At 43.1% G+C, this 22067-nt stretch carries 18 protein-coding genes; 4 read left to right on the forward strand and 14 right to left on the reverse strand.

Going from position 1 to position 22067, the window contains the following annotated elements; genetic code table 11:
- Positions 1-199 precede the first annotated feature (199 nt).
- Positions 200-1894, reverse strand: a complete 1695-nt coding sequence (locus RMY27_RS03765; protein ID WP_322660556.1) for a DUF1565 domain-containing protein — start codon at positions 1892-1894, stop codon at positions 200-202.
- Between the two features lie 383 nt (positions 1895-2277).
- On the opposite strand from RMY27_RS03765, the gene RMY27_RS03770 reads away from it, so the two are divergent.
- The gene (locus RMY27_RS03770; protein ID WP_322660558.1) at positions 2278-2814 is read left to right on the forward strand and encodes an alpha/beta hydrolase; all 537 of its coding nucleotides are present in this window, start codon (positions 2278-2280) and stop codon (positions 2812-2814) included.
- On the opposite strand, the gene RMY27_RS03775 is transcribed toward RMY27_RS03770, so the two are convergent.
- The 7 genes from RMY27_RS03775 to RMY27_RS03805 all read right to left on the reverse strand — a co-directional run bounded on the left by RMY27_RS03775 (position 2811) and on the right by RMY27_RS03805 (position 11799).
- Positions 2811-3008 carry a hypothetical protein gene (locus tag RMY27_RS03775; RefSeq protein WP_322660560.1) on the reverse strand — a complete coding sequence of 66 codons (198 nt, stop codon included), beginning with the start codon at positions 3006-3008 and terminating at the stop codon, positions 2811-2813. The genes RMY27_RS03770 and RMY27_RS03775 overlap by 4 nt on opposite strands.
- Before the next feature lie 233 nt (positions 3009-3241).
- Positions 3242-3862 (reverse strand): low-complexity tail membrane protein, encoded by a 621-nt coding sequence (locus RMY27_RS03780; protein WP_289796855.1) that lies wholly within the window; start codon positions 3860-3862, stop codon positions 3242-3244.
- 103 nt (positions 3863-3965) lie between these two features.
- The gene (gene infB, locus RMY27_RS03785) at positions 3966-7130 is read right to left on the reverse strand and encodes a translation initiation factor IF-2 (RefSeq protein ID WP_322660561.1); all 3165 of its coding nucleotides are present in this window, start codon (positions 7128-7130) and stop codon (positions 3966-3968) included.
- A 481-nt stretch (positions 7131-7611) separates the two neighbouring features.
- Complete coding sequence (locus RMY27_RS03790; protein WP_094348539.1) at positions 7612-7881, reverse strand: YlxR family protein; 270 nt, start codon at positions 7879-7881, stop codon at positions 7612-7614.
- A gap of 148 nt (positions 7882-8029) precedes the next feature.
- On the reverse strand, positions 8030-9313 hold the full coding sequence (nusA, locus tag RMY27_RS03795) for a transcription termination factor NusA (RefSeq protein ID WP_322660564.1): 1284 nt from the start codon (positions 9311-9313) through the stop codon (positions 8030-8032).
- 376 nt (positions 9314-9689) lie between these two features.
- The gene (gene rimP, locus RMY27_RS03800; protein ID WP_322660565.1) at positions 9690-10151 is read right to left on the reverse strand and encodes a ribosome maturation factor RimP; all 462 of its coding nucleotides are present in this window, start codon (positions 10149-10151) and stop codon (positions 9690-9692) included.
- A gap of 199 nt (positions 10152-10350) precedes the next feature.
- Positions 10351-11799: a hypothetical protein gene (locus RMY27_RS03805; RefSeq protein ID WP_322660567.1), complete on the reverse strand. Its 1449-nt coding sequence runs from the start codon at positions 11797-11799 to the stop codon at positions 10351-10353.
- Between the two features lie 529 nt (positions 11800-12328).
- On the opposite strand from RMY27_RS03805, the gene RMY27_RS03810 reads away from it, so the two are divergent.
- The gene (locus RMY27_RS03810) at positions 12329-13018 is read left to right on the forward strand and encodes a peptidoglycan-binding protein (protein ID WP_322660569.1); all 690 of its coding nucleotides are present in this window, start codon (positions 12329-12331) and stop codon (positions 13016-13018) included.
- 31 nt (positions 13019-13049) lie between these two features.
- Here RMY27_RS03810 and RMY27_RS03815 read toward each other — a convergent pair whose 3' ends face one another.
- Entirely contained in the window at positions 13050-13943 is an 894-nt protein-coding gene (locus tag RMY27_RS03815) for an SDH family Clp fold serine proteinase (protein WP_322660815.1), read from the reverse strand.
- A gap of 104 nt (positions 13944-14047) precedes the next feature.
- Positions 14048-15937 carry a serine/threonine-protein kinase gene (locus tag RMY27_RS03820; RefSeq protein WP_322660571.1) on the reverse strand — a complete coding sequence of 630 codons (1890 nt, stop codon included), beginning with the start codon at positions 15935-15937 and terminating at the stop codon, positions 14048-14050.
- 295 nt (positions 15938-16232) lie between these two features.
- Here RMY27_RS03820 and RMY27_RS03825 point away from each other — a divergent pair, with 295 nt between their 5' ends.
- Positions 16233-17153, forward strand: a complete 921-nt coding sequence (locus RMY27_RS03825) for a Tll0287-like domain-containing protein (RefSeq protein WP_322660573.1) — start codon at positions 16233-16235, stop codon at positions 17151-17153.
- Positions 17154-17354: 201 nt separating this feature from the next.
- Here RMY27_RS03825 and RMY27_RS03830 read toward each other — a convergent pair whose 3' ends face one another.
- Positions 17355-18596 (reverse strand): serine/threonine-protein kinase, encoded by a 1242-nt coding sequence (locus RMY27_RS03830; protein WP_322660817.1) that lies wholly within the window; start codon positions 18594-18596, stop codon positions 17355-17357.
- A gap of 400 nt (positions 18597-18996) precedes the next feature.
- Between RMY27_RS03830 and RMY27_RS03835 the strand changes: the two genes are divergently transcribed.
- A complete protein-coding gene (locus RMY27_RS03835) occupies positions 18997-19197 on the forward strand; it encodes a hypothetical protein (RefSeq protein ID WP_322660574.1) in 201 nt (66 codons plus the stop codon).
- Here the strand turns inward: RMY27_RS03835 and RMY27_RS03840 are convergent.
- The 3 genes from RMY27_RS03840 to radA form a co-directional block, all read right to left on the reverse strand.
- Positions 19180-19356 (reverse strand): hypothetical protein, encoded by a 177-nt coding sequence (locus RMY27_RS03840; RefSeq protein WP_322660576.1) that lies wholly within the window; start codon positions 19354-19356, stop codon positions 19180-19182. The two genes, RMY27_RS03835 and RMY27_RS03840, sit on opposite strands and share 18 nt — an antisense overlap.
- A 244-nt stretch (positions 19357-19600) precedes the next feature.
- Entirely contained in the window at positions 19601-20371 is a 771-nt protein-coding gene (locus RMY27_RS03845) for a Uma2 family endonuclease (RefSeq protein WP_322660578.1), read from the reverse strand.
- A 95-nt stretch (positions 20372-20466) separates the two neighbouring features.
- Positions 20467-21993 (reverse strand): DNA repair protein RadA, encoded by a 1527-nt coding sequence (gene radA / locus RMY27_RS03850; RefSeq protein ID WP_322660580.1) that lies wholly within the window; start codon positions 21991-21993, stop codon positions 20467-20469.
- Between the last annotated feature and the right edge of the window lie 74 nt (positions 21994-22067).

The following is a 22067-nucleotide window of genomic DNA, read 5'->3' on the forward strand; positions in this document are numbered from 1 at the left end:
AAGATAGAAATCATTGAAACGGGGTCAGCCAATATAAAGACCCTGACCATAAACCCAATCACATTCAAATGGGGTCAGCCATGTTTAAAGACCCCAATTTTTATGTTTAAAAACCCCTAAATTTAAAAAATTCACATTAATTGGAAGCGCCAGACTAATAATTTGTTAGTCTGGCGCTTTCAATTTGCTAACTAGGTATTTACTGAACAGTTACCAAATAGGATGAAGGAATGGGTTGGGCACGTCCAGCATTGACAAGTGCCTGGTAAACAAAGGCAGCAATCTCGGCTCTAGTTGCCTGACGATTAGGATTGAGTTGCTTCACTGTGGGATAGTTGATTACTAGTTGTCGTGCAGTTGCCGCGGCAACAGGAGCGATCGCATAATTAGGAATCTGGGCTGCATCGGTGTAAAAGGAAAGAATATTCTGATTATTCGCAGTTAAGCCCAAACCATTAGCTAAAGCGACTAACGCTTGTACTCTGGGAATTTGCTGCTGTGGCTTAAAAGTGCCATCGGGATAACCAGAAACAAATTGACTCTGGTAAGCAGATTGAATAGCAGCGTAAGCCCAGAAATTGCTTGCTACATCCTTAAATTTAATTGCTGGGCGTTTACTTGGTGGCGTTAGGGCTTTAGTGACAATAGTGGCGAATTGAGCGCGAGTTACAGGTTCATTGGGTTTAAAGCTGCCATCAGGAAAACCAGCAATAATATTTTGGGAGGCTAAAGCTTCGATGTAGGTTTTTGCCCAGTAATTTGCTGGCACATCCTTAAAGGCAACAGGCCCTCCAGGCGGTACATCAACACTGGCGGCAACAAAATCTACTGAGCCAAAAATCTTTTTCTGATCGATATCGTTGCCAACAGCGACAATTTTACTGGTCTTAGTGGCGTTGTTCACATCATAACGAGTGTTATTGCGGATAAGATTGCCACCAGGATTTTCGTTAGTGCCAAGGTCGGGTGAAGCGTTAACAGTCGCTACTACTCCATCCCGTTTATTGTTTTGAATGACATTCTTACGCAATACAGGCTTGGCTGACTCTGAGATAAAAAGACCATCTTGGTTTTCGATAATTTGGTTTTCTACAACTAGAGGTGTGGAAGTGCCACCGATCGCAAGACCAAAACCAGTATCCTGAAATAAGTTATTCCGGATTTCTCCTTGGGCAGCTCTAGCAATTGAAATCCCATTCCCTTTGTTTTGCACAAAGAGGTTACTTTCAATTTTAGGATTGCCTGTACCCGTGACAAAAACACCCTCTCTGACACTGTTAGTAAAAGTACTGTTTTTGATAATGGGATTAGTTGACTCCACCCATACAGCCGTACCCCGGCTATTCGGGTTGGTGACAGTGACACCAGTGATCGTGGTATCTTGGTCGGCCAGGATAGTAATGTCTTGTCTAGCAAAGGTGCGACTAGTGTAGAAACCTCCACCAGTAATTAATATCGCCTGACCTTTAGTAGCTTCATCACCCCGCAGTGTCACCCCTGGTTTAAGTAACAGTGGGAAGGTCTCACCACTTTCCTGGTTATAGTTCCCAGGTGCTAATTGAATCACTGCACCTGGTTGGGCTTGACTGAGAGCGAAACTGATACTTTTGTAGGGTGCAGCTGAAGTGGCACCAGCACCAGCCCTATCTGCACCAGTTGCTGGATTAACGTAAATCGCTGCGGCAGTTGCAGGAGCTTGCGCTGTGCGAGTTGGGGCGATACTTTCTGGGTAATTCGCACCAGCATTAACCTTACCCTGTACTAGTATTGAGCCACTAGAAATAACAAGCATTGCCGTTAGTCCGGCTCCTACGTGCAAAGTAGATTTGAGATGACTGCTAGAGAGAAGGCGAAAATTTTTCGCTAGAGAAATATGAGAACCCCGATATTTCATTTTTTCCGTCTGTGATGTGCTGAATTACGGTATGTCGAACAAGGTTAAAGGTAGCAGTTTTGTGGCTGCTGTAAAACCCATGCAAACTATACTGGATGATTAGCACTGATTCAGCTAAATTCCTTAGATAGATCATAGAACTTATACATTAGTTATATTTAGGACTTACGCACAAATCACGGAAAATAAAACCACAAAGGACATAGGGGAATAAGAGTTAGAGAGGTTTTTTGCGTAAGTCCTAATCTTGTGTGATTCAGAAAATTTTCTTATAGGCACTAAGGGGATGAGGCGATTTTTAGTATTCCCTAAAGCTAGATGCCACAACTAATTCTGCTGAAATACGATCGCAGGTAAAGCAAACCTATTGGAAATTGCGAGAAATGTGTTTTAATTTTTTGGGGATGCGTCACGCCTTAATTTTAGTAGGTAGTATCTGTCTTCTATTTTTGTCCACTCCTGCCTTTGCTGCGGAACGAGTAGTACTGAAGTATGGTATCTTCCGTGAATCACTTTCTGTAGAGGAACTATCCATCTTTGCCCAAACAGGTGAACTCTCACGTTCATTAAGAGTGAATTTAGCTTTGGCGCGACAAGACCCCAAAGCCATTCGTCAGTATTTAACAAAGCCAATGAAGGTAAACCTTGTATTTTTAGATAGAGTGCTAAATAGCCAGATTGGTAATATTATTTTGGCTCAAATTATTCAGGTTATTTCTACACCGTCTCAAAGAGCAAATCGGCAGGCTTTACGAGCCCCTTTGGTACTTTCTGCTAGTCAAGACAGGCAAGTATCGTTGATTGAAATTATTAAGAATTATTTTACCAATGAAGTGGAAGTTGATGGTGATCGCTTGGAGAGGGCATACCGTCAACTCCGCCGCTTGCAAACAAACCTACAAGATTTATTTGGTCTTTAGTAAGCTAAAGTTTCTAAAGTTTCTCTTAAATACCGTTGTACCTGATGTTCCAAGCGAATTCCCTCTAATTGAGCATCGCGTTCTAGTTGCCAACGTTGAAAACCTGAACTAGTGGAGATCGCACATTTGAGGCTATACCAAATTTCAGTATCGGCAGAAAATTGGCGATCGCTAGAAGCTGGAATTTGAGCCATAGTTCTTTATTCCTTTATTTCAAACTTCAACGGTAACTGGGCATTGGGCATTAGGCATTGGTTATTTATTCTCCTCTGCTCCTTTACCCCCTGCCTCCCCTTGCTTTTCTATCTAGTCCTTTAAAGTCAAATACAGCAGAATTCAGGAGTAAAACACGCTTTATACATGGGTAACAGACTTAGCTGGTGTACCTTACCAACTTGAAATCCGCTGTAATACACTTTAGGGACTATTACGAATCTGTATTTATCCTAAATAAGGATTGCAATAATCGGGGCACGATTTGATTAACCCGCACTCCTAAAATGGTGAAATCTTGCTTAATCTTTTCTAAAGATAATGGCTCGATGCCAGCGAATTCTGTCTCATTAATCACCAAAACTCGCATTACACTCACAGGTATTTGTAAAAATAGATTGCTGCCCAAAAAGGCTAATCCCGCAAGCACTAATGCAAGGCTACGCCATTGTGGAAGAAATTTAGCTGAATTTGCTACTAATGGGGCAATTTGGTAAAGATTCCACAGTACCCAAACTGATAATACTGCTGCAACTAATGCGAGTATCCGATTTAACTTTGTATTAATTAAACAGAGAATTTTTCGCTGCCGTTCAGTCAGATTTTCTGGCTTTAGGGCTATTCCTAAAAGAGCAAATATATAAAAAGGGCGACGCAACTGCATCCATAGCAGGGGGAGAACACCAATAGAGGCAACTAAGACTAGCTCCACCCAAACTGGCAAAAACGGTTCGCCTACAGACAGGAACAATAAGCAGAGTACTAAAAAAACAGGTAACGTTGCCAATCCAGCAACGTGAATCCACAAAATAGGTTCAGACCGAAATGAATGCATAATAAAAAGTTATGAGTTAAGAGTTAGGAGTTAAGAATTAGCAGCCTTTAACTCCTAACTCCTAATTTATTACTCCTAACTTCTAACCATTTTACCCTTAACACTATCTCGTTAAGGTGAGAGTGCGGCGCTTCGTAACCATCTGATAGGATTCGATGATGTCACCTTCAACCCAATCATTGAATTTATCCATGCCGACACCGCATTCATAGCCGGCATTCACCTCACGAGCATCTTCTTTCATCCGTTTTAGGGAGTCAAGGACGCCTTCATAGATCACCTTACCGCCACGTCGCACCCTGACTTTGCAGTTGCGAACTAGCTTGCCAGATTGAACGTAGCAACCGGCAACCGCACCACGACCGACTGGGAAGACGGCACGTACTTCGGTTTGACCCAAGGGTTCTTCCACCAACTCTGGTTCCAAAAGACCTTCCAAGGCATCTTGGATATCTTCTAGGAGTTTGTAGATCACGTTGTATTCCCGGACATCGACACCCGCTTCATCGGCGGCTTGTCTAGCACCACTGGCAAAGGTGGTATTGAAGCCGATAATTACAGCGTTACTAGCAGCTGCTAAGTCGATATCTGTCTCGGTGATTTCCCCAGCCGTAGCCAACAGCATCCGAATTTGGACTTCGTTTTGCGGGATTTGCTTGAGCGCTCCCACAATGGCTTCCACCGAACCTTGTACGTCTCCTTTCAAGATCAAGTTGAGTTCTTTCAACTCGCCTTCTTGTGCTTGAGCTGACAGGGTTGTAAGGGTAACACGTCCTTGTAGCAGACGGGATAGGCGTTGTCTGTCTGCGCGATCGCTAGCGAGTGCTCTGGCTTCTTTTTCGTTCTGGAAGACCTCGAACTCGTCGCCGGCTGCTGGCACATCACTTAAACCTAGTACCTCGACAGCAAAGGAAGGAGAAGCAATGTCTACTCTCTTACCTCTATCGTCCACCATCGCCCGGACTTTACCGAAGGCCGAGCCAGCTACTAAGATATCTCCCACATGCAGCGTGCCATTCTGAATTAGCAGGGTAGCAACTGCTCCCTTGGCTTTATCCAGATGTGCTTCAATGACAGTTCCTTTGGCGTTACGATCAGGGTTGGCAGATAGTTCTGCAACCTCTGCTACTAAGAGAATCATCTCTAAGAGCGTATCCAGATTTTCACCTCTGATGGCGCTCACAGGAACCATGATTGTCTCACCGCCCCAGTCTTCTGATGTCAGACCATACTGGGTCAGTTCTTGTTTAACCCGCTCTGGCTGTGCCCCTTCTTTGTCAATTTTGTTGATTGCAACAACAATTGGCACTCCCGCAGCTTGGGCATGACTAATGGCTTCAATGGTTTGGGGACGGACACCATCATCAGCAGCTACTACTAACACGGCAATGTCTGTTACCCGCGCTCCTCGTGCCCGCATAGCTGTAAAGGCTTCGTGACCAGGAGTATCCAGGAAGACTATCTGCTGAGGTTTGCCCTCATGTTCCAAATCTACATGGTATGCGCCAATGTGTTGAGTGATACCACCAGCTTCGCCGGCAGCCACTTTGGTTTTACGAATTGAGTCGAGCAGAGTTGTTTTACCGTGGTCTACGTGACCCATAATTGTCACGACTGGCGGACGGCGGTGGAGATATTCTAGGTCTTCTGCACCGACCATTTCCGTGATTTTCCGAGCTTCTGCTTCTCGTTCGACGGTTTCAACTTCTATTTCTAGTTCTTTTCCTACCAGGGTAATTGTGGGAATATCTAGATTTTGAGTGATACTCACTGCCATCCCTTTCAGGAACAGGATTTTGACAATCTCTGTATCGGCAACGCCTAATACGTCAGACAGTTCTTGCACAGTCAATGGCCCTGTGATCGTCACTTTTTCGGGGCGATCGCGTTTTGTTTCGGCTTCTTGGCGACGGTTTTGCTGATGGTCGCGCCCAGAACCAGATTTGGAACCAGACCTGGAACCAGACTTTCTGGCTCTTGCAGTTGGGGCGCTAGCAAGGGTTGCACCTGGCATCTGTACAGGTCGAGTCGCTTTCGGTTTGGGAGGACGAGCAATAGAAAGGCTGACTTGGACTGTGGCTGGTGAATCTATATCGTCATCATCCAGCAAATCTTCTTCAAACTCATCATCAAGTATGGGTTTGATCCGCTTGCCTTTGACGCCAGCTTTTGCCTTCTCTTTAACTTCGTCGATTATTTCCTCTTCTACCCACTTTTTGCCACCTTTGGTTGGTCGAGGCGGACTTGGGCGTTTCAAATCGAGGAGATCTGGTGTGACTGGTTCATCACCCAATCCTTGAGATTTGCTCGCTATGCCTGACATCTGTCTGGGTGGAGTAGCGATCGGCATTGCGGCTGCTACTGCTTCACCTGGACGTGCCGGTCTGGGTCTTTGTCCCTCTCCCAGTTGTGATGGTGCAGATGGTCTGTTACCCCTCTGCTCTGGTCTGCTGGGTGCGGGAGTAGGACGACTTGTCCTTTGTGGCGCACCTGGTGGAGACTGGTCTGTTGGCAGTTTCGCGACTCTTGGCTTAATTTGCTCGCGATCACCTTCTGCGGGCCGTAACCGTTGGTCGCGTTTGAGGATCGGTTTATCTGCCTGAGATACTGGCGGCTCATCTACCACCTGGGCTTCTTCCGCCGCAGGTCTGGCTGGAGGAGCAACTAGTTGCGGTTTGATCGGTTTTTCCGATTTTGGCCTCAGTGAAACTGTTTTTTCTGGTTTTTGGGATGCTATTTTTTCCGGTGCTGGATTTGGATTAGGCGTTTGTTCCAAGTCAGCGATCGGAGGTTGCTCTTGAGTCTCAGATTGAGTCCGGGGCACAGGTCGAGTTGGTGCTGCCGGTTTCTGGGGTGAGACTGGTGTAGCGAAAGGCCGTGGAGGAGAGGGAGGATTAGCTTCAGACAAGGCAGCTTGGGTATTGTTAGCAAGTGACGCCTCTGGGGCGTTGGGAGTAGTATTTCTCAATATTTTGGGTTTGCGTATTTCCAAAATTTGCTGTTTGTGGGGTGCAGCAGGTCGCGAAGGTCCGCCGTTGGGTGGTGAATTTGGCTTATGGCTAGTTGTACCTAGTTCCTTTTTGGCTGACACATTCGTAGTTGCAAGCTTTTCTGCTGCCGCCCGGATGTTTTCTGCCTCGGATTCTGAGATCGTGCTGCTATGGCTTTTGACCGCAATATCGAGCTGGTCGCAAATTGCTAGTAGCTCTTTGTTATCCAAATTCAATTCCTTTGATAATTCATAAATTCTAACTTTGCCGTTGTTCATCCACTCTTCCCCTTTAATTTACAGTTTTAGCGGATGGTTGCCTGGTTTGCGACATCTCCATCCTTGGATTACTGTTTTTAGACTGCCGTTCAGTTTTTGCCGGTGCCTCCAATCAGGAAAGAGAGATGTTTCGGTTTAATAGTGGCATCCCCACCAGGAATGATGGTTGAGGGATACCCATAAAAATTTCTTAAATAAAAGATTTTTATAGGAACCCTTGACGCCGAACTGCGCCTGAGCGCTACCAGGTTGCCATTTTGTAGTTTCTTGTTTTGTTGATTCTGAGTCTTCCACAACACAATCGATTACATCTTGATTCTGGGAATCTGGCCTCGTCCCTTTTGATTATTAGAGAACCGAATGCCTTTTCCACCCATTTACTATTTTGGCACTAACCTTAACGATCAACAGGGGGTGATGAAAGCGCGACTTCGGCTTTCGACACAATTCCTCTAATGATTACGCCACAAAGTTGTTCCAACTAAATTTGGTTTTGGGTATTACTGCGGGCTAGACGTTGCGACAAGCTTTGGTACAGTGCTTCTGGCACTGATGCATGTAGCGATCGCCCTAGTCGATTTTTTTTTTGAGCCGCTTGTAAGCAACTCGTTTCTGGACAAATATAGGCAGAACGCCCCATGCCCTGATCCAATTGTACCTTTCCCGATGGAAAGACGCGGACAATCCGCCAAAACTGATCTTTTGAGCCTACTTTACGGCAGCTAATACAGCGCCGATAATTTGGTTTCATCGGTTCTTTGCGATCTCAGCCCAGCATAATGGAAGTAAAAAGAAGTTTATTATTACTATTTTTTACTTATACCAACTAGCTTTTGAGAAAATTGTCCTTGAGACTGAGATTACAATCTACAGTACCAAAACTTTACAAAATTAATCAATTATTCATCATCGTTATTATCAAAACTATCTTCTTCTAGTTCGTTCTGATTTTCATCCTCAAATTCTTCTTCATATTCAAGATCGTCTTCGTCTGATTCCTCTGATTGATATTTTGTTCTGACGGCTGCAAACTTGGTATCCTCTGCTGCATAGTCATATTTAGCTTTGTCTTTAATGTCTATTTTCCAACCAGTCAGACGGGCTGCCAGACGGACGTTTTGCCCTTCTTTACCAATGGCCAAACTCAATTGATCTTCAGCTACAAGTACGTGAGTTTGCCGTGATTCTGGATCCATCAAGCGTACTTCATCTACCCGTGCTGGACTTAAGGCATTAGCTATGTATGTTGCTGGGTCTGGCGACCAGCGAATTACATCTATTTTTTCACCGCGTAATTCGTTGACTACCACTTGAATTCGTGATCCCCTGGCTCCGATACAAGCGCCTACTGGGTCTACATCGCGATCAAGAGTATCTACTGCTATTTTAGTTCGGGGGCCAACATAACGGGAAGGGGGGTTTGCCTCCCTAGCTACGGCAACAATCCGTACCACTTCATCTTCAATTTCTGGGACTTCATTGGCGAAAAGATAAACTACCAAACCAGCATCAGCGCGAGACACAAGCAACTGTGGCCCTCGTTGCTGACCTTGGGAAACTTTTTTGAGATAGACCTTGAAGGTGGCATTTGCCCGATAATTATCGTTGGGCAGCTGTTCCCGCTTCGGTAATTCGGCTTCTACTTCTGGCTGACCAAAGCCGCTGCTAACTGCTAGAACCACTGATTGCCGCTCAAACCGCAGGACTCTTGCTTGGAGCACAGTTCCTTCTAAATCTTGGAACTCTTCTTGCACCATCTGGCGCTGTTGATCCCGTAATTTTTGCGCCAATACTTGCTTAGTTTGCATCGCCGCCATCCGGCCAAATTCTCCTTGGTCGGGGGTAACATCCAGCACTACAGAGTCCCCTAACTGCGCTTCGGGAGCAACTTGTTGAACTTCGTCTAGAGAAATTTGGTGGTCTGTGTTATCTACTTCTTCGACAATAGTTTTGGTAGAAAGAACGCGAAATCCTTCTCCTTCAATATCGAGTTCTACTTCAAAATTTTCAAAATAATCTTCGTCAAACTGTTTGCGCTCTAAATTTTGGGCGCGGCGATAACGTTCATAGCCTTTAAGTAGTGCTTCTCTAATCGCTGATTGAACTGCAAGCCGGGGTAAATTCCGTTCGCGACTTATACTTTCAATTAGTTCTTTTAATCCAGATAAAGTAACCATTGACATAAGCAATCTCCTTTAAAAATTAGGGAGTGGGAAGAGACGCGATTAATCGCATCTCTAGTGAGTGGGGACTGGAGGCTAGGGACTGAAAACTACGCACTAGAGCCAGGGATTAGAGAATAGCTTTAAACTAATCTCTAACCTCTAGCCCTAGCCTCTAACCTTTAGCCCTTAGTTCCTAATCTCTAGCCTTGAGCTAAGAGCTAATTTGTAAACTCAAGTAAAGTACTTGTCTTGTAAGGGTTTCAGGAATTTTAGCCAATAAAGCACTTATTCGCTGAAACTCAGACCTCGTAACGATCTGAGTATCCTTAAGATTTTCTTTACGAATCAGCTCTAAGGTGCTCTAGTTTCTAACTCTTGAGCCATAGCCCTTTGTTTATCGGCGCTCGTCTAACTGCACCTTAGTAATTAGGGAGCGGGGAATTTCGACTACACGACCTTTTTGATTTAAGTAAAGTGCTGTCTCATCCCGACGAATCAACTGACCAATCCACTCTTGTTGTCCGTCGTAGGGGGGCGTTGTGGAGATAATGACAGGAAATCCTTTAAAGGAAATAAATTCCCTGTCTGTTACCAGTTGCCGCGAAATACCAGGACTAGACACTTCCAAAACGTATGTATCTGGAACGATTTCCGCAGCATCTAAGCAGGCTTCTAAAGCACGGCTCATCCTCTCACAATCGTTCAACCCAGTGTCTTGCTCAGGATTGCGAATGTCTACCCGCAAGACCGGTGGACTTTGGTTGGTATGAAAAACCACGCCAACCACTTCCAATCCCAGTTCTTCTGCCACTGGTGTCGCCAAATCAATAATTTGTGGAACTAAAGGATGAGCCATGAGAGAATTCAATAAAAAAAGTGGGCATCGACCCACTTCCTGCGATAGGTATATCTTCCAAGAAGTCTTGTGACGAACCAAATGATGATTCGCCTAATTCGAGTTTAGCGCATTTCTTTTATAGTCGTGTATTGGGAATTGGGCATTGGGCATTGGTTATTCTTCTTGTCCCCTCATCTCCCCTGCCCCTCTGCTCTCCCTACCCTTCCCGTATTTTTGGGAGAGTAGTGCCTTTATCTACTACCACGGGAACTGATACTTGTGTTCGTAGCTGCCGGGTTTGCTCGATAATTTGGTCTATGTCTTCTTGGGATAAACGCTGGACGTAGTTGAGTTTGATTTCCTCTAAGAAGTCAAAAAGTAAACTCTGAATTTCTGAGAGTACATGTTTTTCCTTGATTTGAGATCCCAATACCTTGGTGAAGCTTTCTACTAGTTGACTGGTGAGTTTTGCTCCTACAGGGTCTTCAACAGCGCTAACTAAAGTTTTATAAAGATTAGTTGTGATTTGGGTCGCCAGTTGTTCGCTTAACTGGGTTTGGGCCTGTCCCACGCCAGGGAGGTTCTGGAGGTTGCGGTAGACGGGGACTTGATGGAAGACGGTTTCGATGTTGTGGCGCAGAATGGCAATGATCGCAGGTTGGATATCAGGTAGCACTTGGTAGACAATTGTTTTTATTAAAAGACCTGCGATCGCCTCCACTTCATTCACATTATTAATATCTATGTAGGGACGTAAATTTTCTTGTTGTGAGAGCCAGGTCGTTAATTCACCCCGTTGAATTGAACCCTGAACCTGATTAATCACTCTCACTACGACAATTTCTGTGAGTTCTTCGGCAAAATTAGCGACAATCCCCTGATTGATTTGCTTTCGTACTGGATGCAGATTCAATAACTGTGCTTGATCGAGGCGAATTAATACAGGTATAATTCGCAACTCTCGCCAAAATGGTATTAGTAAAAATAAATCGTACCAACGCCACAATAGTGCTTCTAACCAGCTAAAACCAGGATGTTGGCGTTTGAGCAAGAAGGTGCGCCCCAGCAATTCTACGCCAAATAAAATCACAAACGGTAAGTCAATAATCCAGAATTGATCAATAAAATCGCCATTTTCCCCGATTTGGCGGTAGTAGTTACTGGCGATCAATGGGCGGATGCTTTTGTTAAAAAAATTAATTTCTTTATCCCAGCCATTTTGTGATAAGTGCTGCTGACTCCAAAAAGTAGCGAAGGACTGTTTTGCAGATTCTTTGCCGATGTGCGATCGCATCCTTTGTTTGATTTTTTCCAACGTCCCACTCTTATTCGCTCCCGCAAACGGGTTACTGTCAATCATCTCGCTGCTAAGACGACTTATTTGTATTAGCCTGCTATCTACCTGAGATGACTCTAACCCTGTTTGCCTAACTTGTTCTTCTAATGCATCTACTGTTTCTAAATAACTTTTTGTGTCTCGATGACTTTCAATACCTTTTATTGGGTCATAAATCTTAGTAATTTGAGGAACTTTTCGCAAGTAGAAATCTCGCCAAGGTACGTAACTTAAATCAAACAAAACTAAACTTAAATTTACGGCGGCAGTAATTGCCATAAATCTTTCAAACCAAAGATTACGCTGTTTAGAAAATTTTATATTTTTCATTTTCTGTAATATATGATACTTGTTTGGTATTTAAAACATAAACTCTTTCATTTATTAATTTGCTTTCTGCCCTTTTTAACCAATTACAGCAATTTCCAGTCGAGTAGATCCCAGTAGAAGGGCACATCTGTCATGGCTGTCAATTTAAGCCCAAACAAAGCTCCCTTAAAATCTCTTGTCCAACCATAGGTTGAAAATTCTCCTCATGGCAGCACAACCACAGGTCAAGAGACTGCCTTTCACCTTAAGTTGACACCAATGCACAGATATGCACTTATACAGTAATTTAGTGTTAAAAGGGTGTATTCGATTCAAATGATAAAATAACCGCTATTTATCTGCCAACACAAGATCATTCTTTTGATAGATGACACAAGTTATTTTCTAAATTTTTACCTAAATTTAACAAAAAAAATCACAATTTGTTCAAAATTCATTAAATAATCGTGAAAAAAGTTATTAAACAAACTTAAAATGCAGCTGTTAACGTTTATGATCCTGCTGATTTAACCCAAAGGAGTTTTTAAGTATGTGGTGTGGGTTCGGAAAATCAAGCGCAACCTTTGCTGTTACTTGCCTAATGACTGCTAGTTTGGTAATTACAGACACAGGTTTTGCAGCCCCTCAAAAAAGTTATACGCCCCAACAATTCCGTGAGGTATTGCGGGGATTAGGCTATAACGTTAAGGTAACAAATACTGCTTTAACGGATGAGCAAACTAAAAAGGCAATTCGTGAATTTCAAACTGGTTATAAGTTAAAACCAGTTGATGGCATAGCAGGCCCAAAAACCCAAGATTTTGCTGCTAACATCGTTCAAATTCTACACAGAAATTTGAATGCAGTGGTGAAGCCAAATCCTCCCCTGCCACGCGATCATTTTTATGGTTCCCGCACGGAAGAAGTGGTGAAGGAGTATCAGAAGAAATATCAGTTGCAAGAAACTGGAATTGCTAATTTAGCACTCCGCCAAAAGCTGAATGAAGAAGCAAAAACACTCTTCAGCCAGCCAACAACTAAACCAACAACTAAACCAACAACTAAACCGAGAACTACACCAACAACTAAACCGACAGCTACACCAACAGCTACACCGACAGCTACACCGACAGCTACACCGACAGCTACACCGACAGCTACACCAACAGCTACACCGACAGCTACACCAACAGCTACACCGACAGCTACACCGACAGCTACACCGACAGCTACACCCTAGTCGCCACAAAAAACTCCTACCCCAAAGCCCTTCAAGTCATCTGATTTGGTTCTTCTAAAGGTCTGCCCTTGGGTGTAGGTAGAATTGGACGACGGTCATTGTAGGGCATAGGAATGTACTGCACGCTGGGTCGTCCTCCTTGTGGCTGTGGGTACAAATCCATTAGATCGTAAATAGAATGGGGCAGCCCGACGGTTACGGGCAGCCCCATTTCTGTTGCTTCTTCAATAGTGATCGGATAGTCGTGAGTGACGCGCCCAGTTGTCAAGGCTTCGATAATCGGTTCAATATTTTCTGGCAGAACTTTTTGTTTAGGTATACTGTCTTTTAGCAAAGTTCGTACAAACCGCTGTACCTGCTGAATTGCTTTGCGTGAGAGGTCAGCCATAATTAGAGTTTGGTCATCAATCTCACCGATGGGTTTATCTTCAACTACTTTCAAGATACTAGCTGCGGGGTAATTACCTAGTTGTGGATCAACTGGCCCTAAGACAGCGTTAGCATCCATAATAATTTCATCAGAGGCCAGAGCAAGCATTGTACCGCCACTCATCGCATAGTGGGGTACAAAAACTGTGACTTTTGCTTGGTGGCGAATTAATGCTCTGGCGATTTGTTCGGTAGCTAAAACCAAACCGCCAGGAGTGTGCAAAATTAAGTCAATTGCTACATCTGGCGGTGTGAGGCGAATTGCTCGCAATATTTGTTCTGAGTCTTCAATAGTAATGTAGCGAGATAGGGGAATTCCCAAAAAGCTAATGGACTCTTGGCGGTGAATCAGTAAAATCACCCGACTTTTACGTTCCTGCTGGAATTGTTGTAAAGCACGCAAGCGCCGATATTCTATTTGACGTTTTTGCCAAAGGGGTTGCAAAGAAGTCAGAAGGAGGAAAATCCAGAATAAATCACCAATACCAAAGCCCATATATTTATTTTTGTTCAAAAATAACGGTTGCCGTCATTATTGTCACAAATTTGGGGCGATCGCAGTTCTATCTATAGATTCATAGAAAAATTACGAATTATTTACTACCCTCTTCGCCAAATTTTAATAGTGTCGTCATCACTACCGCTAACTAGGGTTTGGCCATCGGGACTGAAGGCAACGCATCTAACATAGTTGAAATGCCCTGTAAGTGTGCTGATTTCTGTACCACTGTGTATGTGCCACAGTTTGATAGTGTTGTCCCAACTGCCACTAGCGAGGAATTGTCCATCCTGACTAAAGGCGACTGACCAAACTGAATCAGAATGACCTGTGAGAGTACGAATTTCTTTGCCTGTATTTACATGCCACAGTTTAATTGTGTTGTCACCACTGCCACTGGCGATAATTTCCCCATTTTTGCTGAAGGCGATACAGTTGACAAAGAAAGAATGACCTGTGAGTGTGTAAATGTTTCTGCCTGTGTATATTTGCCACAGTTTAATTGTGTAATCATTACTGCCACTAGCTACCAGCTGTCTATCCTGGCTATTGGTTGCAGGTGTTCTTGGAGAGTAAGCAACTGACGAAACTGGGTCAGAATGACCTGTAAAAGTTTGGATTTCTAAGCCTGTGTGTACCTGCCACAGTTTGATTGTGCAGTCAGCACTGCCACTAGCCAGAAACTTGCCATCGGGACTAAAAGTAACGGAATTCACCCAATTAGTATGACCAGTGAGAGTACGAATTTCTTTACCTGTCTTGACATCCCACAATTTGATTGTATTATCCCAACTCCCACTAGCTAAAATTCCCCGGTTCAGGTCTGTAACTCCCGCAGATTTACCGGACTCGCCTTGATAAGAAAGGTTTGAAGAGATTGGGCTAAAGGCGACGGAATTAACCATACTGGAGTGACTAGAAGACCAACGACCTAGTTGACGTACTAACTTGCCAGTGCCTACTTGCCAAAGTTTGATGGTGTTGTCATTACTGCCACTAGCAATAAATTGCCCATCTGGGCTAATGGCGATCGCATGAACCATACTAGAATGACCTTTGAGAGTCTGTACACATTGCCAGTTCTGCCGATCTAATACAACAGGTACAGGTATTTGCAGTCTAGGCTTGATCACTAAAGTCGATGATATTTTGGTTACATTTTCAGCAGTATCAGGGCCTAATAAATCTAACCACTCCTGCACAGACTGGGGACGATACGTTGACTCCAGATCCATGCCGCACATAATAGCCTGATTTACCCTGCTGCTGATGTTGGGATTAAAATATTGTGGTGGTTCTAAATTAATATTGTGACGTCTATCATCTGCACTAGTTGGTACAACTGCGGTAAGCAAATTATACAAAGTAGCGGCTAGGGCGTAAATATCAATGTATTCTCCTCGCGGTGCTTCTGATTCATACTGTTCCGGTGGGGCAAAACCAGGAGTACGATATACTGTATGCCTTTGGATCATATTAGGAACAAATTCTCTAGCGATGCCAAAGTCTATCAGCACTGCTTCTAATTTATTAATGCGGATCATAATATTGCGTGGTTTGAGATCCCTATGTAACAGTCCTTTAGAATGGATTAGGGTCAAAGCATCGCCAATTTGCCGGATGTAGAGTAGCGCTTCTGCCTCTGATAGCACCCCTATTCGCTTCAAGCGCTGTCCTAAGTCTTCCCCTTCAATGTAATCCATCACCATGCAGGGCAAATTCCCCTCATCAAAGATGGTTTCTATCTGTACTATATGAGGATGGTGGCACACAGCCAGCCGAACTGCTTCATCACGAAAGTCTTGCCGTAACTTGTTTCGGTGGAGTATCCAGGCGGGGTGATTCAGGATTTCTTCTTTGAGGGTTTTAATCACTCGCTGTTGATTTCGTTGATTTCTGGCAAGATAAGTAATGCCAATTCCGCCTTCACCTAATTGGCCTTCAATAATGTAGCGTCCCCCGAATAAAGACTTTCCTGCATTCCACACCATTAGTAATATTTGACAATTGCTGGTATTTATTGTGGCACGGTATGAGAACAGCCAACACGAATTTTTGGGAATTCCATTTCAATTGCTGTTGTAGCTTTTTGGAACTTAGTTACTTAGATAACATTTTCATTAACCTCAATAATTACTAATAGTATAAAGTTTGAATATACCCTCATAGTTTTGCCTAAACTATGCCTTTATACAAAAATATGAAAGTTGATTGCTCATGCTAGAGTAAACAGTAACTTTAGACATATTTGTTCATAATAATTTGACTTGTAGGTAATCTAAAATTATGCTAAAGAAGCTCAATTTGAAACAAAAATTTACAATTCTGCTACTGGTAATTTTGACATTTGGTCTGAGCTTGAGTGGATTTACTCTTTCTTCTCTGCTAAGGGAGAATGCTAAACAAGATATTAGCTCCACTGGTCTCATACTCATGCAAACAATGAGTTCTGTTCGTAAATATACTAGTACGCAAGTGAATCCAGAGCTAGTTGATAAATTGGCTACTGAATTCTTGCCGCAAACGGTGCCTGCATACTCAGCACGAGAGGTATTTGAAATTTTACGGAAAACAACAGACTACCGTGATTTCTTTTATAAAGAAGCAACTCTCAATCCCACAAATCTTCGGGATAAAGCTGACGGTTTTGAGACGGAAATTGTAGAACAGTTCAGAAATAAACCAGACCTTAAAGAAGTTAGTGGATTTCGCTCAATTCCTGGTGGGGATATCTTTTATATTGCTCGTCCGTTAGCAGTATCTGAACAGAGCTGTCTGGTTTGTCATAGTGTACCTGAAGCTGCACCTCAAAGTATGATTAGTCTTTATGGTGCTGCTAATGGATTTGGGTGGAAACTTAATGAAATTGTTGGCGCTCAGATTATATCAGTACCCGCCAAGAATGTCATTAACAAAGCAAATCAGTCTTCTTTACTAATTATCTTGATTGTATCAGCTATATTTATAGCGACGATCCTATTAGTCAACTTGTTCTTGAATCGACAAGTTGTAATTCCTCTCAAACGCATGACTCGCATAGCCGAAGAAGTTAGTACGGGACATATGGAAGTTGAATTCGAGCAGATGTCTAATGATGAAATTGGTAATTTAGCTAAAGCCTTTAAACGGATGCAGTTAAGTTTAGAAATGGCGATGAAAAGAATCAAACGTACTCAAGGAGGTGCAGGCGATTATAATAATATGTAATGATGCTCTCTACAAGACGTTGCGCGTAGCTAGTTCCCGGTGAACTAGCTACCGCTACGCTAACGTAATGACATTATGTAGAAGACGTTGCGTGTAGCTTTGCCAAAAAATCTTGTTACTTTTATTAGCTTTCTTGACTTAAACTTACAGAATTAGTTAAAAGATTAAAAATTATTCCTCAATTTGATGAGCTCTAAATATCTATGAAAATAAGCTTTTTTTGAATTCAAAAGCTGCTTGAAAATTAGGGATTTCCTTAGTTACAAGTTCAACAAATTGGTCAGCCGAAATATAAGGATTGTGAGCTAGTATTTCTTCTATAATCAGATTTGCCATTGGTCCGATGTGGTAGGCTAATTCTTGCTGGCAATGTTTGATAAATGCTGGTTGGAGTGAAGATTGTTGTTCAATTCGTCGCCCATTTGGTGGACTGGTAGGTGAACTAAAAATTGTTTCTTCCGCTTGGTTATATGACTGTGATATAACCGACATAGCCTGAAATTCAGGATTAAATACCGTGGCTGGCAAATCATCAACTATGATTTCAGAAGACATTGTTACTTCTGGTTCTCCAATATGGCTTAAATCTCTAAGAACTTCGCTAGCTGTTTGGTATCGCTTATTAGGTCTATCTTCCAACATGCAATCAAGTACTTGAGCAAACCCATCCGTAACATATGTATAATCACGCCAGTTCCATTCAAGTGAGTATTGATCCATTAGTAAAGATGGATCTCTACCTGTGAGTAATACAATAGCAGTCACACCTAAAGCATAAAGGTCACTAGAGGGTGAGCATAAACCCAAACTAATCTGTTCGCGGGGAGCATATCCAACTTTGCCTACCAAGGACATTTTGCCAACAAACGTTACCTGGTGGTTGGAACTTCTCCCCTCGTTAATGTCAGCAATTTGCTTGCCTACCCCAAAATCAATCAGCACTGGCAGATCCTTGCCATCGGGTAACATGATGTTGTCAGGAGAAATATCTCGATGGATAATGTTGTGCTGATGGACATATTCCAAAACAGGCAGCAGATTTTTTAGCCACTGTATAACTTCGTCTTCAGAAAAATTTCTTCCTTGACGTTGAAGTTCTCCTAGCAGTCTTGAATATGTTTTACCGTCAACATACTCTTGTACTAGGAATAGCCGGCCATCTCCTTCAAAGCAAGCCAAAAACTTGGGAATTTGAGGATGTTGCAATTGATGAAGAATTTTTGCCTCTCTTTTAAATAAGTTACGATATTGTTCCAGTCCACTTTCGCCTGTGCCAATGGGTGCAAATTCTTTCAGAACACAAGCTTCATTAAACCGACGAGTATCAAATGCTAAGTAAGTTCGTCCCAATCCTCCCTGTCCTAGAAGTTTTTGGATAATATAGCGGTTATCGATTAGAGTTCCAGCAGCTATTTCTGGTCTTGTCATAGGGGACTGTGACATCATCATCGCACTCCTAGCGATTTTGTTATTGATAAATTATCTAATTTGCTGAAAGTCAGAAACTCTAGCAGATAAAGGCTGATAACATCCTTTAAATTGAGGTTAGCACCACTATCGAGACAAGGAAATACACTTTTCTACAATTTTCTGATGGTTTTGTGTTACCAAATAGACAATTTTAACCTGAGTAGTTTGATCGTATTACTCATACTTAAGTATTTTAGCTGCTGCAACATAATCAGTGTCTGCGGTAATATCTGCAAATGTTCAGGGCATCACCTTTGGGATTTGCTGCTGAACCTTATTTTCCCCTTAGTAACCCAATTGAAACTGAGTTGAGGAACAGTAAGGATATAGCCTGACATCATAATTTTTCATAAATACTGAGGTTGCTATAGACTTGCTGAAAGGAATATTATATGTATTTCAAGTGCTAAATATGCGATCGCTCTCAAAAATTAATCTTTCTGAAAGCCAATATCGTTATCAGATAGCTGCTTCAGCATCGGCTATCAAAGTTTTCAATACAGGTGATTCCTTAAAAGCAGAAAATTATGCTGCGTGTCAGAAAAGACTCGTGAAGCTACAAGAATTCATCTAGTTCATTAGGATTCACGCCTAACTGACACAAAGGTTCTGCTAATTGTTCTGCTTTTAATTTTTGAGCAGCTTCTTGTTCCACAATGATAGCTCGTGCAGTTGCAGCAGTGGCTTTCTTTGTGGATGCGGGAATTAATTCTCCCGTCAAAGTTGTCATCATGTTTAAATGATCCAAGCATTCATAATAAAATATTGGCAAATTATCAAGCCTACAATAGCAGTATATTCAATCGTAATAAACCTATGGCGTAGGCGTAGCCCGTCGTAGACATCGCAGTTGTTAAATCCTCCTCTTGCCTAACAACTGGTATTTAGCCCTACTTAATCATTTGTGAGAAATAAGATCCCCTGCTTGTCAAACAAGTCAGGGATCAGTAGCTTTCAATTTTTCCTAAAACATTTCATCAGACTTCTGGATCAATTCCCGCCGCCCGCAATTGTGCTGCTAGTCGTTCAGCACGTTGGCGTTCCTGTTCGGCGCGTTGGCGTTCCTGTTCGGCGCGTTGGCGTTCTTGTTCGGCACGTTGGCGTTCCTCTTGGGCTAACTCGGAACCCCAAGGCAAAAGGTTTCCTTGTTCATCCCACCACCGTAACCACTTTCCTGTGCGGTTTTCACGAGTACCTTGCCACACCCCAAGGTAAAGATTCATTTCGGCTATCCAGCAGCGTTGATTTTCATCAGGCTTTTGCAAAATGTACTGTTCTGTGTTCTGTAAGCGATACATTTCGATACTGCCGCTATCTGGCTCAAAGATGATGTAGTTTGGCACTTTTAAGATGCGCTCGTAGAAAAACCATTTTCCTGGGGGATACGTCGCTTTGATTGAATACTCTGTCTCCTGTGTATCGGAAATAAATTCCATCACAATTACGGGAATTTCACCTTGTAGTTGAGGGGTGTAACTGCGTGTTACTTCTTCTCTACTAACATTAATTTTGGCAATGAAAGCCCAATCAGGGGCTTTAATGACCATTTTGTTGTTTAGAGTGGCACAAATGCCATAATTAGTTGTTGTTAGAGTGTTAGTTGAAATTTTTCCCGCTAATTGTAGGCTTTCCGTGAGTGCAGCAGCTAAGGCTGGTTGATTGATATTGTCCACTGGATCATTCGGGAGTTTGTAATCATCGGGTAGTTTTTCCCAAGTGATTTGGTAGTCTTGGGTGAGGGTTGTCATGAGGGTTTTCCTTTGGTGTGTAAAAATCACTAGGAATTGGGGACTAGGGACTGTTTTCCTAATACCCAGTACTCAATCCCGAAGCGGCTATAGAGTTACTCATCGTCATCGGGTTCTAAATCGTCTGCTGTCAGTTCTTGATGGGGGATTGCGGCGATAATCGCATCTATAACTTTAGATACTGGCAATATCTCAATATTCAAGTCGGGAAATTTTGTCCCTTTTGGGACGATCGCTCTTTTAAATCCCAACTTAGCAGCTTCTTTCAACCGCAGTTCCATTTGGGAAACCGATCGCACTTGTCCGCCTAACCCAACTTCACCGATTAATACTGTACCGGGATCGACGATGCGATCGCGGAAACTGGCAACGATCGCGATCGCAATTCCTAAATCAACCGCTGGTTCTTCCACATTCAACCCACCCGCAGAAGCAACGTAAGAATCCAATTTCGACATGGGAATTCCCACGCGTTTTTCTAAGACGGCGAGAATTTGTACTAGGCGATTGTAATCTACGCCAGTTCCAGCACGCCGAGGCGAAGGGTAGCTGGTAGGACTCACCAAAGCTTGTAATTCCACAACTATCGGGCGAGTACCTTCGCAAGCCACGACAATGGCAGTACCTGGCGCTGGATCGTCACGGTTGCCTAAAAATAGCTCTGAGGGATTGGAGACTTCTCGCAATCCATCTGTCACCATTTCAAAGATGCCGATTTCGTGAGTTGCGCCGAAGCGGTTTTTGACTGTGCGTAATAATCGATGTGAGGCAAAGCGATCGCCTTCAAAATACAACACTGTATCGACTAAATGTTCTAAAACTTTTGGCCCCGCGATCGCTCCTTCTTTGGTGACGTGTCCCACAATCAGCATGGTGATATCTTCGTGCTTCGCCACTTTCATCAGTGCTGCGGTACATTCTCGTACCTGAGCTACTGAACCGGGTGCAGAAGTCAGCGCCGGAAAAAACACCGTTTGGATACTATCAATCACCGCCACATTTGGTTTTAGAGAGTCTATTTCCCGCAAAATTTCTTCTAAATCTGTTTCTGGTAGTACATATAAATCTGCACCTATACTGTCAGGATCTATAGGAAGTGCTGGCTCTACTACTACTTCAACTTTCCCCTCATTAAAAACACTTAGGGGTTTTGATACTCCCAAACGGGAAGCTCGTAATTTTACCTGCTGTCCCGATTCTTCACCAGTTACGTAAAGGATGCGATATTTCTGTGCTAATTGATTAGATACTTGCAACAATAAAGTCGATTTACCAATACCTGGATCGCCACCAATCAGCACCATAGAGCCAGGGACAACCCCACCTCCAAGCACTCGATCTAATTCTCCATAACCAGACTCCCAACGGGCGATTTGGCGATCGGTAATTTGGTTAAATGTTAAGGAGGCTCGCGCTTTAGCTGGTTTAGCGTGAGATTTGCCATTAGTTTGAGTTGATTGCCAACCACTCACTCCCCCCCGGCTGGGTACATCTACTGAGGATTGAATAGAAATTTGTTCTTCTAGAGAGTTGTAAGTACCGCAAGCTGGACATTTCCCAAACCACTGGGGCGATTCTGCTCCACATTCGTTGCAAGTAAAAAAGGTTTTTGGCTTTGCCATTCTTAAATCTTATTAAATAATCTTAATATTTACTTAATTCTTGAAAAAAACTAAAAACTAATAATAGTGGTATT

The organism is Nostoc sp. DedQUE09 (genome assembly GCF_034530915.1).
Lineage (GTDB): Bacteria > Cyanobacteriota > Cyanobacteriia > Cyanobacteriales > Nostocaceae > Nostoc.

What these genes read in the sequence shown, in the direction of transcription:
- RMY27_RS03765 (WP_322660556.1), bottom strand. Translation starts at nt 1,894, where the DNA reads ATGAAATATCGGGGTTCTCATATTTCTCTAGCGAAAAATTTTCGCCTT.
- RMY27_RS03770 (WP_322660558.1), top strand. Translation starts at nt 2,278, where the DNA reads ATGTGTTTTAATTTTTTGGGGATGCGTCACGCCTTAATTTTAGTAGGT.
- RMY27_RS03775 (WP_322660560.1), bottom strand. Translation starts at nt 3,008, where the DNA reads ATGGCTCAAATTCCAGCTTCTAGCGATCGCCAATTTTCTGCCGATACT.
- RMY27_RS03780 (WP_289796855.1), bottom strand. Translation starts at nt 3,862, where the DNA reads ATGCATTCATTTCGGTCTGAACCTATTTTGTGGATTCACGTTGCTGGA.
- infB (WP_322660561.1), bottom strand. Translation starts at nt 7,130, where the DNA reads ATGAACAACGGCAAAGTTAGAATTTATGAATTATCAAAGGAATTGAAT.
- RMY27_RS03790 (WP_094348539.1), bottom strand. Translation starts at nt 7,881, where the DNA reads ATGAAACCAAATTATCGGCGCTGTATTAGCTGCCGTAAAGTAGGCTCA.
- nusA (WP_322660564.1), bottom strand. Translation starts at nt 9,313, where the DNA reads ATGTCAATGGTTACTTTATCTGGATTAAAAGAACTAATTGAAAGTATA.
- rimP (WP_322660565.1), bottom strand. Translation starts at nt 10,151, where the DNA reads ATGGCTCATCCTTTAGTTCCACAAATTATTGATTTGGCGACACCAGTG.
- RMY27_RS03805 (WP_322660567.1), bottom strand. Translation starts at nt 11,799, where the DNA reads ATGAAAAATATAAAATTTTCTAAACAGCGTAATCTTTGGTTTGAAAGA.
- RMY27_RS03810 (WP_322660569.1), top strand. Translation starts at nt 12,329, where the DNA reads ATGTGGTGTGGGTTCGGAAAATCAAGCGCAACCTTTGCTGTTACTTGC.
- RMY27_RS03815 (WP_322660815.1), bottom strand. Translation starts at nt 13,943, where the DNA reads ATGGGCTTTGGTATTGGTGATTTATTCTGGATTTTCCTCCTTCTGACT.
- RMY27_RS03820 (WP_322660571.1), bottom strand. Translation starts at nt 15,937, where the DNA reads ATGGTGTGGAATGCAGGAAAGTCTTTATTCGGGGGACGCTACATTATT.
- RMY27_RS03825 (WP_322660573.1), top strand. Translation starts at nt 16,233, where the DNA reads ATGCTAAAGAAGCTCAATTTGAAACAAAAATTTACAATTCTGCTACTG.
- RMY27_RS03830 (WP_322660817.1), bottom strand. Translation starts at nt 18,596, where the DNA reads ATGTCACAGTCCCCTATGACAAGACCAGAAATAGCTGCTGGAACTCTA.
- RMY27_RS03840 (WP_322660576.1), bottom strand. Translation starts at nt 19,356, where the DNA reads ATGATGACAACTTTGACGGGAGAATTAATTCCCGCATCCACAAAGAAA.
- RMY27_RS03845 (WP_322660578.1), bottom strand. Translation starts at nt 20,371, where the DNA reads ATGACAACCCTCACCCAAGACTACCAAATCACTTGGGAAAAACTACCC.
- radA (WP_322660580.1), bottom strand. Translation starts at nt 21,993, where the DNA reads ATGGCAAAGCCAAAAACCTTTTTTACTTGCAACGAATGTGGAGCAGAA.